The organism is Avibacterium volantium (genome assembly GCF_900635775.1).
GTDB lineage: Bacteria > Pseudomonadota > Gammaproteobacteria > Enterobacterales > Pasteurellaceae > Avibacterium > Avibacterium volantium.
Genome location: NZ_LR134167.1, coordinates 1,896,942 through 1,909,216, shown reverse-complemented (window position 1 = coordinate 1,909,216; position 12,275 = coordinate 1,896,942). Strand labels below are relative to the sequence as shown.

The window sequence follows — 12,275 nt, the reverse complement described above, 5'->3', positions numbered from 1 at the left end:
TGCAACCCGATGTGGCGATTAATTTTCTTTATCACTGGGCTTAGTTTTTTGCTCGCGCAAAGCGCAAGAGCAGAAAGCGAAACGCCGCCCACCTTACAAATTAATCAATTTGAAGATGGACGGGATTATTTTTCCTACGAAGAACCGCTAGCCATTCCCACGCGCGCAGATCATAAAATTCTGTTGCAATTTTTCTTTGATTACGATTGCCGAGTTTGTTCCGTGGCGCAGGATATTCTTAATTTATATAGCCAAATTAACCGTGATAACGTTGTGCTTATTGAAACGCCCGTGGCAACGGCAAAAGCGAATTTAACGGCAAATATTTTCTATGCCCTACAAGCAATGAATGCGGAAAATGTGTCAGATTTATTGTTATTTGAAAGCTCAGAAAAACATCGTTATACCGAATTATCTCGCTTTTCTAACTTGCTAAAATGGCTGCAAGAACAACACATTGATACAGAACAATTTCGCAAATTATATCATTCAGCAGGCGTGCGTTTGCAGGTGCGCGATGCCATTCAACTGACCGAAGATTATGGCGTGTTTACCTATCCTTATTTAATTGTGGAAGGAAAATATGTGCTGACTGCAAGCACGCTTTACAACGATGATTACAGTTTTGCGGTGCTAGATTTTTTAATTAACAAAATATTACAAGAGAAAAAACAATGAAAATCGGAATTGTAGGTGCAATGGCACAAGAAGTGGCTTATTTATCTGAGCTAATGGAAAATAAAACCACCACGCAAATTGGCAGCGCGACCATTTACCAAGGCTCGATTAACGGCAAAGACATTGCCTTATTGCAATCGGGCATTGGCAAAGTAGCCGCCGCAATGGGGACAACGGCGCTATTACAACTCGCAAAACCTGATGTGATTATTAACACCGGCTCGGCTGGTGGCGTGGCGCAAGGGCTAAAAGTGGGCGATGTGGTGATTTCAACTCAAACCGCTCACCACGATGCCGATGTTACTGCATTTGGCTATGAAAAAGGTCAGCTACCAAATTGCCCAGCGCGTTTTAATTCTGACGAAAATCTCACCGCACTTGCGCAAAACGTGGCGACTGCCCAAGGGCAAAAAGTGCATAAAGGCTTAATCTGCTCAGGCGACAGCTTTATCCACGGCGGCGAACCCTTAGCACAAATTAAACAAGATTTTGCTGATGTGTTGGCAGTCGAAATGGAAGCCGCCGCCATTGCCCAAGTGTGCCACGCTTTCAACGTGCCTTTTGTTGTGGTACGCGCAATTTCTGATAGCGGAGATGGTGAAGCCAGTATGTCCTTTGAAGAATTTCTCCCCCTCGCCGCCAAACAATCCTCCGCAATGGTCTTGGCGATGATTGATGAGTTGTTATAATTTAAGCAGTAACCGAAAGAAGTTATAGTAAGAAGCCTTAGTATTTTTATATGCTAAGGCTTTTTTAATTTTGTGCTTTCAAAAATGGCAATAGTAATAATGCGATAAGAAAGGCGCAGCAAGAAATCACCACAAAAAAACCATTCCAATGGAAATATTGCATTACTACCGCGAGCGGATAACCTGATAGTGCAGCACCTAAATAAGCAAATAGACCGATAAATCCTGTGGCTGCACCGGGAGATTTTTTATGTGAACATTCAGCTGCTGCCATTCCGATAAGCATTTGCGGGCCAAATACAAAAAATCCAATAGAAAAAAACACCGCACTTTGCAAAATAAAGATTTCTTGCACCATTAACCATAGCGCCAAAATGGAAAAGAAAATACCAATGGCAAATAATAATGCCATTGGACCACGGTTACTGGAAAATAATTTATCTGATCCCCAACCGGCAACTAATGAGCCTAAAATACCACCAATTTCAAATAAAGAAATTGCACTATTAGCAGATACCAAATCGTAATGATATTTTTCGGTTAAATAAATATTTCCCCAGTCATTAATTGCGGTTCTTACAATATAAACAAGGGTATAACTTAGTGCTAAAAGCCAAATATATTTATTTAGGAAAACATAGCGATATAATATTTGTTGCCAAGAAAGATCTTTTCCCTCTTGCTCTTGAATTAACTCTAATTTATCTTTACGCCATTGACCAATGCTGGGTAAACCAAGAGATTCTGGCGTGCCTCGTAAACGTAGAGCAAGGAATAAGGCGATAAAAATAGTGATAATTCCTGCAATAATAAAACCATAACGCCAACTGTAATGCAAAGTTACATAGCCGATAATTAACGGAATTAATGCACCGCCCACATTGTGAGCCGTATTCCACACCGACCACCAAGCACCCCGCTCTGTGCGTGAATACCAAGTGGTGAGCAATTTAGAACAAGCTGGCCAGCCCCAACCTTGAAACCACGCATTGAGAATCCACAAACTCATAAAAACCAATAATGAACTTGATAACCCAAAGAAAATATTAATTACGCCACTAAAAAATAAGCCAATCGCCATAAAATAGCGTGGATTACTACGGTCAGAAAATATCCCTGATAAAAATTTAGAAATGCCGTAAGTAATATAAAAGGCAGTAGTCATCATTCCAATATCATTTTTATCAATACCTAAATCAGTAATTAATGTAGGGACAGCATAGTTAAAACTTTTTCGTGTAAAATAAAAGCCTGCATAACCAATATACATCGCAAACATTAAATGAATGCGCCAATATTGATAACGTTGATTGATTTGCTGTTGAGTTTCTGTATTCATTAATTAATCCAAGGTAATTCCACAAAAATACTTGTGCCACTTTGTTGCTGTTTTGTCCATTTTACAGAATGAATATCAAATTTTCCGCCTAACATTACAACACGTTCTTTCATTCCTTTTATGCCTAAGCCAGTATGATTGATTTTAGATAGATCAAAACCAATGCCATTATCCTGAATATGCAATGTGATTTTTTCATCAATATTCAAATAAATATTAACTTCTGTTGCTCCAGAATATTTCTTTATATTATTTAATGCCTCTTGGCATAAGCGATATAAGGTGATTTCCAGTAAATGGGAAAGTGTCCTATTTTTAGGGTTATTACAATGTAAATAAATTTGTGTATTTTGGCTGGCAAAATCTAATTCAATAAACAGATTTTGTAGGGCTTCTTGCAAATTAAGATCATCTAAAATACGCGGACGGATTTTATTAATTAAGCCTTTAATACTATCATAAATATTCAGAGATAATTGCTCAATAATTTGTGAGAGCTTTTCATATTCTGGTGTTTTTCCAATCCGTTTTAAAATGCTCGCTTGCGTTCTAATTGCGGTAATGTTTTGTCCAATTTCATCGTGTAATTCTCTTGAAATTTCTTTTCTAATTTCTTCTTCACGATAAATTAATTGTTGGGTTAAATATTGGTTTCTTGCTAATTCTTGGCTTAAATGCTGATTTAAATCTCGTTGATGCTGAATGCCTAAACCAAGGAAAATTCCCGTAATGGTCTGTGCGGAAAGGGTGAGTAATAAATCCGTTAATTCTATGTTAGAAAAATGGTGAGTTGTACTAATCAATGCCAAACTGTTTAATAAAATCCCTAGTAATGCGCCTTGCCAGCCATAACGGAAAGCAAGTAAGATAATGGGAATGGATAAGAAAAACAACGAAAAACGATTAAAAGATTCGGGCAAATCTGTCTGAATATAAATGTTTAAGATAAAGAGTAAAAGATAAATGATGATAGGCTTAGATCTTAAGCTAATAGGTTTTCTAATCAGGCTAGAAGTTAGTGGCAGCCATTTTATTTCAAAAAGGAAATAATAAATTAAATAACAAATTGGAATAGTTAGCACCGCACTTGAGAAACTAACCAAAAAGGTGAAATAAAAATTTTCAGCGCCAATAAAGTAGAGTGCATTAATTAAGCTGAGTAATGTAATTAATAGACCTTGTAACAATAAGCAGCGTAATTGACTGCCAAAATAGTATTTTTTAAAGATAAGTAATAGTGGAATATTTAGCAATCCAAGAAAAATGATAGAAAGTGTATTATTTTCAGGAAATGCGATATAGAGTAATAGTAAAATGCTATACTCAGCAAGATAAATGGAAAACCAATATTTTATTTTTGTATGAATGAGAATGCCAATACGTAATGCAAAAGGAAAAAATAAAAAAGAAAGTAGCGGATCTTCTAATAAATAATTAGAAATAATCCATAAACAAAAATAGGCTGGCGCAACAAAAAACCAGCTATAAATAAAAAAGAAAATTGCGTTCATTCTATCCTTTACTATGGAATAAATTCGCCAGTTCAACGTTATTCTTCACATTTAACTTACTCATTGCATTGGCGCGGTGAACGTGAACAGTTTTTATGCTCAATGATAATTCTGCCGCAATTTCTTTCACTGTTAGCCCTTTGGAGAGTAATTCACAGACTTCTTGTTCACGTTTTGTGAGTTGAGCGAGGGTATTTTTAATCGGCGTATTGACGAGTTTTAAGGTGAGTTCTGGCATAAGATAAACACCACCAGCATAAACCGTTCTAACTGCTTGAATTAATTCATCAGGGCTACAACGTTTGCTTAAATAGCCTTTTGCGCCCAATTCAAGGGCTTTTTTCACCATAAATTCAGAATCGTTTACGCTTAACATTATGCAATGAATCCCTTGCGGAATATCTGGTAATAATTCCAAACCACCTTCATCGGGCATAGAAATATCCATAATGCAAACATCAGGTTTTAGGCGCGGTAAATTTTGACGAGTTTCTTTGGCCGAACCAAATTCGCCTACGATACGCATATCTGGCTCTAAAGACAGCAGTTGAGAGAAGCCCGAACGCACCACAAGATGATCATCAACTAACACGATATTAATCATTTTTATCCTCGCCATAAGGTGTTAAGCAAAGTGGGAGAGCATTGTACTCCAATAAAAAAATTATGCAGTGAAAATCTCACTGCATAATTGTAAAGAACATTAAAAAATTAAGTGCGGTGCAAAATTATTGCGTTTTTGCAATTATTGTGCTTTTTTTAGGCGGCGAATTTTCTTCTCTTCCGCAATCGCCACGAAAGCAAGCAACACCATACACACAATCGCAGAAGTATTTAATGCTGCGAATGTTCCCGCCCAGCCTGTTAAGCCGAAAATTGGCGTACCATCTGCAATCATTCCTAAGCCTAATTTTGCAAAGCTATCACCGATTAAGTAAGCGAATGTGCCTTTCACACCGTCAGCAACGGCAATGGCTTTTTTCGGTACGAAACCAACTGCCGCAACACCGATTAATAATTGTGGCCCGAATACCAAGAAACCTAGCACGAATAATGAAATTAAATACATATATTCGTTGGTCGCAAATTGATAAAACTCAAGGGTGAATACGATTAAAACCAACGCAACACAAGCGGTTAAACCACGTCTTCCGTTGGCTAAATCGGATAAGAATCCCCACAAGAATGTACCAACTAATGCACCTACTTCAAATAGAGCAAAGCCAGAAATTGCGGCATCTTTTGAGAAGCCAAGTTCTTGGTAAGCATAAACTGGCGACCACTGATCGATCCCAATTCGTACGATATAAAGGAAAATATTGGCAAAGCAAAGTAACCAAATCACTTTATTTTTCAAAATATAACGCACGAAAATTTGCCATTTTGTAAGCTGATTTTCTTCTGCATCACGATCTTCTTCACTGATTTCTTCACCAAATAATTCTTCCGCTGTGCCAAGCCCATAAGCCTCAGGGGAATCTGAACCATAGCGTAAGCCCACAAAGCCCACAATTAACGCAATGATAGAAGGGAAGATGAACATTCCGATAACGTGTCCGTCAAATAACACGTTCGCACCGAATAACGCCACGCCCGCTGCCGCTGCACCGCCCACATTGTGGGATAAATTCCAGAAACCAAGGAATGAACCGCGTTTTTTGCGAGGCGTCCATTTAGTAATGGTGGAATAGCTTGATGAACCGCCCGTACTTTGGAAGAAACCACTTAACGAGTAGAACGCGATCATCAAGAATAATGCCACGCTGCCACCGCCCATACTTGCACTAAAACCAAGCATACAAAGGGCGGAAAGGATCAGCATAAACGGCACGAATTGTTTGGTGTTTTTCCCATCGGCATAGTAGGAAACAAGGGTTTTCCCAATCCCATAAGCCACAGAAAAGCCAAGCCCAATCATTCCCAGCTGAGTTTTGGTGAGCCCATAGGTTTCGATCATATCATTTTGCGCAACGTTAAAATTCTTACGAATTAAATACATCGCCATATAACCGATAAACACCACTAAATAAGATTGCATAAAGGGCTTAAACCACATTTTGCGTCTTTCTTCCACAGGAAGATTTAGCACAGGTTTACGCACCTGTTGTAAAAATTTGAACATAATTTCCTCAATTAAAAAATGAAAGTGCGGTCAAATTTTAATGAGATTTTGCTCTTCTGCCTTGAGATGAGTGCTTAAAGGATTTAGGAAAATTTCCTAGTTTTGCAGGGCTTTGAGAATTTTTGTGAGGTAGATCACATTTTTGTAAAAATAACGAAAAATCTGACCGCACTTTATTTTGAAGGGCAAAACAATAGGCTGCTCGCTGCAGCCTGTTGCGTGATTAGGCTTTTTTCAGAAACTCTGATTTTAATGAGAAACTTTGACCGTCAATTTTGCAATCGACATCGTGATCGCCATCAACTAAGCGAATGTTTTTGGCTTTTGTGCCTTTTTTCAACACAATAGATGAACCTTTCACTTTTAAATCTTTAATCAAAATCACACTATCGCCGTCTTGTAGTGGATTGCCGTTACTGTCTTTTACCACTTTTTCTTCTGTGTCATTTTCTTCCTCGCCAGACCATTCATAAGCACAGTCAGGGCAAACAAAATTTAAACCATCGTGATACACATATTTGCCTTGGCATTTTGGGCAGGTTGTTTGTTCCATTTTTTCCTCTTATATAAATTTCAATATAAACAATCAGTTATGTTTTTTCTGATTGAATAACTGGGGTGAGAGCGAAGTATAACAAACAAATCTCTTTCGCTGTAATGATTTTTAAGATGTCAGAAAGGGGAATTTTCGCTAAACTAAGGGCTTTTTAGTGAGGAACAAAATGAAAAAAACAGTTTTATTACTTGGGCTTAGCGCATTATTAAGCAGTGCTTATAGTCAGGCACACAATCTGCAACTGAATGCAACGCTCCCTGCGGTAAGCGTAGCGAATAAAGGCGAGCTTGTGGTTAAAAATCAAGAGATTATTGCAAAACCTTGGCAATCTGCCCAGCTTAAAGGTAAGGTTCGAGTGTTGCAGCATATTGCAGGGCGAAGCGCAGTAAAAGAAAAAAATTTAGCCTTAATGGACGCAATTAAAGCGCAACATTTTGATGGTACGCAATATCAAACCACAAATATTATCAACGCAGATGATGCGATTTTTGGCACGGGCGCTTTTGTGCGGAGCAGCGCTGAAAAAGCGAAAAAAGAAAATGCCCATAGCCAAATTGTGCTGGATAATCAAAGTGCAGTGAAAAATGCGTGGAAATTAAAAGAGAAAGAAAGTTTGATCGTAGTGTTGGATAAAAACGGCAAAGTGAAGTTTGTTCACGAGGGGAAACTTTCTTCTGCACAGATTGATGAAGTATTGAGTTTAGTCAACAGTCTGTTGAAAAATTAATAATCATTTTGAAAAAATAGCCGATTAATCGGCTATTTTTATAGAATTAATGCGGTTTTCGGCAAGTATTTATTTTCTGTAAAAGTTGCTGAACTTCAGGATCATTAAAAATCTCTGTGATATTCTGGCTTAGTCGTCTTCGCCAGTTAGGATATTGGGTGCTTGTTCCCGGAATATTTACGGGTTCAGACATATTTATCCAATCTTCAGGTTGAAGCCCTAGCAAAGCACTTTCCACCTTCCCCACATAGGTTTGTAGTTGATGATTAAATTTTTTACTAATTGGGGAGGATAAATCTTTTGGCTGATCAGGATCAACTCCCGCCTCTGTTAGACGAGCTAAAATTTTGGCTTTAGCTTCCTGACGTTGTTGTTGCAATATGGCTAAAATTTTTTCATTTGGATAAATGCCATAACGCTGTCCAAGCTCAAAATCATAGCCTCGCCAATAACCATCAATAGTTGGCAGATCGTGCGTACTTAAGGTTGTCATTGCCTGATAAGGATAATCGGCTAAATCTCGGCTTTTTCCTTGTTCATCAAATTCAAAATAAAATACTTTATAAGATAAAATCCCCGCGTTTTTGAGTTTACTCACGATGGCTTTCGGAACTGTACCCAGATCTTCCCCGATAATAAGCGCTTTGTGGCGATGACTTTCTAGGGCAAGAATGGCGATCAGATCATCAACAGGATAACGAATATATGCCCCGTCTTGTGCTTGTCTATTCTTAGGAATCCACCATAGTCGAAGCAGTGACATAATATGATCGATACGCAGTGCACCACAATGATTCAAATTTGATTGTACGAGATCAATAAATGGCTGATAGGCACGCTGCTGCAAAATATGTGGATTGAGCGGCGATAAGCCCCAGTTTTGCCCTTGTGGCGCTAAAATATCAGGTGGAGCGCCAATGCTGGCTTTTAAGCAATAAAGTTGCTTATCACACCAAGTTTCTGCGCCTTGATCGGAAACGCCAACAGCGAGATCGCGATAAAGCCCGATAGGCATTTTTAAGGTTTTGCAGAGTTCATCGCATTCTTTGAGCTGAGTTTCCGCAATAAATTGTAACCACGCATAAAAACGAATGTCTGCTTGGTGGGTTTGCTGGAAGTGTGCGACCGTTTCGCTATGATAATCCTGATATTGCGTAGTCCAATAATTCCAACCCCATTGTTCGGGGAATCCTTCGCTTAAATGTTGGTGTAGTGCGTCGAAGGTGGCTTGAATAATAAGGCTTTCCCCTTTTTGTTGGAGGAATTGCTCAAAATCAGCTTGGCGATCAGAATTTGCCTGTTGTTGGAAAAAAGAGAAAGCAAGTCGTAGCCCTTCGAGTTTTAATGCCATGACTTCTCTGTACTGAATATGGCTTGCTGTGCGTAATTTTTCTAAAGTTTGTTGAATTTGTGGCTGCTGAAACCATTGCTGTGCTGGCTGGCTTTGCTGAAATTCAGGCAATGTATTGAGATCAATATAAAGAATATTGAGCCATCTTCTTGATGATGGGCTATAAGGGCTAGCACTTTCAGGGTTAGCAGGAAAAAGAGCGTGAATGGGGTTTAGCCCAACAAAATCCGCGCCAGTTGCGGCAATTTCACGCAAAAATTGTTTAAGATCGCCAAAATCACCAACGCCCCAATTATGCTCAGATTTTAAACTATATAATTGGATAAATGATCCCCAAAGTTTTTTACCTTGTACCATTTCTTGAGGTTGATAACAACGTTTTGGGGCAATAATAATACGGCAAGAATAGGTTTTTGTTCCTATTGCTAAGGTTAAATCGTGATAGCCCAACGGCAAATTTTGAGGAAAATAAATGGTATTGCGTTTTACTTTCCCAGTGATTTCCCCTTGTTGATTTTCAAGTTGAAGACACCAATTTCCTTGCAAATTTTTCTTTAAATCGGTGCGATGGAGTTTTAAAAAGTGCGGTGCTTTTTCGTAAAGAATTTTTACGGGTGGTAAAATTGCCGAATAAGAATGGGTATTACCTGAAAATGCGTTGAATAATTGATGTTGCGTTTGGAGGCTAGCTGTTTTTTTTATCCCTTGTTCGTTGTAGAAATAAGGCATTATGCCAGCTTGTTGAAACCGCTTTGTTAATCTTTTCATGATACTGCTTCCTGTTTTATCGTGCTGCCACGCATAAAAATGCGTGGCCAATCCATTATTTTTTTAACCAAATGCGTGATTGATAGTCACGGATAGAACGATCTGAGCTGAATTTTCCAAGTCGTGCTGTGTTTAAAATGGCACTGCGTAGCCATGCGTCACGATCTAAATAAGCCTGACCAATACGCTCTTGAGCTTGTCGATAGCTCTCAAAATCAGCAAAAACAAGGAAAGGATCGTGCTCGAGTAGACTGTCTAACATCAGATTAAAGGTTGTTTTATCCCCCTTGCTGGCTTTGCCTTTGGCTAAAAAATCCACCGCATTTTTTAAGACAGGATCATTGCGATAGTAAGTTTTCGGCGAATAGCCTTCTGCTAATAGTGTTTGAATACTTTCAACAGTATGTCCAAAGAGGAAAATGTGTTCTTGTCCTACCATTTCAGCAATTTCAACATTGGCTCCATCAAGGGTTCCTAAGGTTAATGCGCCATTTAATGCGAGCTTCATATTTCCTGTCCCTGAGGCTTCTTTCCCTGCCATTGAGATTTGTTCGGAAATATCCGCTGCAGGGATAATTTTTTCTGCTAGCGATACACGATAATCAGGTAAAAACGCCACTTGTAGCTTATCTTTCATCTGTTTATCGTTATTGATGATCTCTGCGACATTGTTAATGGCGTGAATAATATTTTTCGCCAAATAATAGCCCGGTGCCGCTTTGCCTGAAAAAACAAAGAGTCTTGGCGTGTAATCTTTATTCGGATTATCTTTTAACCATTGATAGGTGGCGATAATATTTAATAAATTCAAATGCTGGCGTTTGTATTCGTGGAAACGCTTAATTTGCACATCAAAAATCGCATCTGGATTGACTGATAAGCTAAGCGTTTGCTCAATTTCTCTGGCAAGAGCCGCTTTGTTTTGCTGTTTTATATGCCAATAAGCCTCGCGGAAGTTGACATCATCAACCACATTTTCCACTTGGTGAAGTAACTCAAGATCTTTTTTCCAATCGCCTTTGACGGTTTGATCGAGCAACTGGCTTAATGCAGGGTTGGCTTGTTGGATCCAACGTCTTGGGGTAATACCATTGGTAACATTGCAGAATTTTGTTGGGAAAAGTTGGTGATATTCTGGGAAAAGCTGACTAACCAACAAATCAGAATGAATTTGAGCAACACCATTCACCGCAAAACAACTCACTACGCAAAGATTTGCCATTCTCACTCGGTAATCAAACAAAATCGCCAGTTTTTCCCATACTTTGGCATCATCGCCAAATTGTGCTTTCACTTGTTGATGGAAAAGGTGATTAATTTTTTCCACAATTTTAAAGTGGCGTGGCAATAATTGTTTGAATAGGCGTTGATCCCACTGCTCTAGTGCTTCTGGGAGCAAAGTATGGTTTGTGTAAGCGAAACTTTGTTGGCAAATAGACCACGCTTGTTGCCAAGTGAGTTGATGCTCATCAAGTAAAATTCGCATTAATTCAGGGATAGCGAGGGTTGGGTGTGTGTCATTAAGCTGAATGACTTGACGTTTCGGAAATTCTTCTAGCGAGAAGCCTTGTGCTAAATGGCGAGAAAGAATATCAGCCACAGAACAAGCACAATGGAAATATTGCTGCATTAAGCGTAACTGTTGTCCTACACGATGATTATCGTTCGGGTATAGCACCTGTGTAAGTGCGGTGCTTTTTATTAAGGTTTTTTCCGCTGCGACAAATTTGCCCTCATTAAACTGGTTTAAATCAAAAGATTGTGGGCTGTCTGCTTGCCAGAGGCGTAGCGGTTGGATTACGTCATTTTGATAGCCCACAATCGGCAGATCAAAAGCTTTGCCTTCAATGGTTAATTTGGGTTGCCATTCATAGCGATCTCCCTCGATTGCCACCACTTTTCCGCCAAAATGCACTTGTTGGGTTTTGCTTGGATTATAGCGATGCCAAGGATATTGATTTCTTCCCCATTCATCGCCACTTTCTACTTGTTTTCCGTCTTGGAACGCCTGTTTAAACAGCCCATATTGATAATGCAGCCCGTAGCCTGTCGCCGCTTGCCCTAGCGTTGCCATGGAATCTAAAAAACAGGCGGCTAAGCGTCCAAGTCCGCCATTGCCTAAAGCAGGATCACGTTCTTGCTCGAGGACATCAACCAGTTCAACTTGATATTGGGCTAAATAGGCTTTGATGTCCTCGTAATAGCCCAAATTCATCAGGTTATTTCCCGTGAGGCGGCCAATGAGAAATTCCATTGAGAGATAATTAATATGGCGTTGCTCATCAACCTTGCCTTGCGGCTTGTGATATGCCATTTCAAGCACCGTACGAGCGATGACTTGATACCATTGCTCAAGGGTAAATTGTTGCGGTGAGGCGAGTTCAAAAAAACGGCAGTATTTTTGTACATTATTATCAAATAACGCCATTTCATTTGTATGAGAAATAGACATAAAAACTCCTTTTAAGGCATAAATTAAACATTCTTCTTGTTTTATTATGCTCGGCAGGAGAAAAAATAAATCCTCCTTGCTA

At 39.1% G+C, this 12,275-nt stretch carries 10 protein-coding genes; 3 read left to right on the top strand and 7 right to left on the bottom strand.

The annotated features are described in order from the left end of the window. Positions 1-9 precede the first annotated feature (9 nt). Together ELZ61_RS08995 and ELZ61_RS08990 are read left to right on the top strand one after the other, a co-directional pair. A complete protein-coding gene (locus tag ELZ61_RS08995) occupies positions 10-678 on the top strand; it encodes a thiol:disulfide interchange protein DsbA/DsbL (protein ID WP_103853239.1) in 669 nt (222 codons plus the stop codon). Beyond that, complete coding sequence (locus tag ELZ61_RS08990) at positions 675-1,367, top strand: 5'-methylthioadenosine/adenosylhomocysteine nucleosidase (protein WP_126373068.1); 693 nt, start codon at positions 675-677, stop codon at positions 1,365-1,367. The genes ELZ61_RS08995 and ELZ61_RS08990 overlap by 4 nt, the downstream gene beginning before the upstream one ends. A gap of 64 nt (positions 1,368-1,431) precedes the next feature. On the opposite strand, the gene uhpC is transcribed toward ELZ61_RS08990, so the two are convergent. The 5 genes from uhpC to ELZ61_RS08965 all read right to left on the bottom strand — a co-directional run bounded on the left by uhpC (position 1,432) and on the right by ELZ61_RS08965 (position 6,892). Continuing rightward, positions 1,432-2,706 (bottom strand): MFS transporter family glucose-6-phosphate receptor UhpC, encoded by a 1,275-nt coding sequence (gene uhpC, locus ELZ61_RS08985; protein WP_126373066.1) that lies wholly within the window; start codon positions 2,704-2,706, stop codon positions 1,432-1,434. Then, a complete protein-coding gene (gene uhpB / locus ELZ61_RS08980) occupies positions 2,706-4,217 on the bottom strand; it encodes a signal transduction histidine-protein kinase/phosphatase UhpB (protein WP_126373064.1) in 1,512 nt (503 codons plus the stop codon). Before uhpB ends, uhpC begins: the two co-directional genes overlap by 1 nt. 1 nt (position 4,218) lies before the next feature. Then, positions 4,219-4,821 (bottom strand): response regulator, encoded by a 603-nt coding sequence (locus tag ELZ61_RS08975; protein ID WP_126373062.1) that lies wholly within the window; start codon positions 4,819-4,821, stop codon positions 4,219-4,221. A gap of 141 nt (positions 4,822-4,962) precedes the next feature. Further along, positions 4,963-6,339, bottom strand: coding sequence for a hexose-6-phosphate:phosphate antiporter (uhpT, locus tag ELZ61_RS08970; protein ID WP_046098405.1), 1,377 nt, complete (start codon positions 6,337-6,339; stop codon positions 4,963-4,965). A 223-nt stretch (positions 6,340-6,562) separates the two neighbouring features. Continuing rightward, entirely contained in the window at positions 6,563-6,892 is a 330-nt protein-coding gene (locus ELZ61_RS08965; RefSeq protein ID WP_126373060.1) for a zinc ribbon domain-containing protein YjdM, read from the bottom strand. Positions 6,893-7,061: 169 nt separating this feature from the next. Here ELZ61_RS08965 and ELZ61_RS08960 point away from each other — a divergent pair, with 169 nt between their 5' ends. Next, entirely contained in the window at positions 7,062-7,622 is a 561-nt protein-coding gene (locus ELZ61_RS08960; protein WP_126373058.1) for a YtfJ family protein, read from the top strand. 46 nt (positions 7,623-7,668) lie between these two features. On the opposite strand, the gene malQ is transcribed toward ELZ61_RS08960, so the two are convergent. Then, positions 7,669-9,741 carry a 4-alpha-glucanotransferase gene (malQ, locus tag ELZ61_RS08955; RefSeq protein WP_126373056.1) on the bottom strand — a complete coding sequence of 691 codons (2,073 nt, stop codon included), beginning with the start codon at positions 9,739-9,741 and terminating at the stop codon, positions 7,669-7,671. Between the two features lie 55 nt (positions 9,742-9,796). After that, positions 9,797-12,193: a glycogen/starch/alpha-glucan family phosphorylase gene (gene glgP / locus ELZ61_RS08950; RefSeq protein ID WP_126373054.1), complete on the bottom strand. Its 2,397-nt coding sequence runs from the start codon at positions 12,191-12,193 to the stop codon at positions 9,797-9,799. Between the last annotated feature and the right edge of the window lie 82 nt (positions 12,194-12,275).

Excerpts from the sequence above, each read along its gene's own strand:
- ELZ61_RS08995 (WP_103853239.1), top strand. The coding sequence starts at position 10 with ATGTGGCGATTAATTTTCTTTATCACTGGGCTTAGTTTTTTGCTCGCG.
- ELZ61_RS08990 (WP_126373068.1), top strand. The coding sequence starts at position 675 with ATGAAAATCGGAATTGTAGGTGCAATGGCACAAGAAGTGGCTTATTTA.
- uhpC (WP_126373066.1), bottom strand. The coding sequence starts at position 2,706 with ATGAATACAGAAACTCAACAGCAAATCAATCAACGTTATCAATATTGG.
- uhpB (WP_126373064.1), bottom strand. The coding sequence starts at position 4,217 with ATGAACGCAATTTTCTTTTTTATTTATAGCTGGTTTTTTGTTGCGCCA.
- ELZ61_RS08975 (WP_126373062.1), bottom strand. The coding sequence starts at position 4,821 with ATGATTAATATCGTGTTAGTTGATGATCATCTTGTGGTGCGTTCGGGC.
- uhpT (WP_046098405.1), bottom strand. The coding sequence starts at position 6,339 with ATGTTCAAATTTTTACAACAGGTGCGTAAACCTGTGCTAAATCTTCCT.
- ELZ61_RS08965 (WP_126373060.1), bottom strand. The coding sequence starts at position 6,892 with ATGGAACAAACAACCTGCCCAAAATGCCAAGGCAAATATGTGTATCAC.
- ELZ61_RS08960 (WP_126373058.1), top strand. The coding sequence starts at position 7,062 with ATGAAAAAAACAGTTTTATTACTTGGGCTTAGCGCATTATTAAGCAGT.
- malQ (WP_126373056.1), bottom strand. The coding sequence starts at position 9,741 with ATGAAAAGATTAACAAAGCGGTTTCAACAAGCTGGCATAATGCCTTAT.
- glgP (WP_126373054.1), bottom strand. The coding sequence starts at position 12,193 with ATGTCTATTTCTCATACAAATGAAATGGCGTTATTTGATAATAATGTA.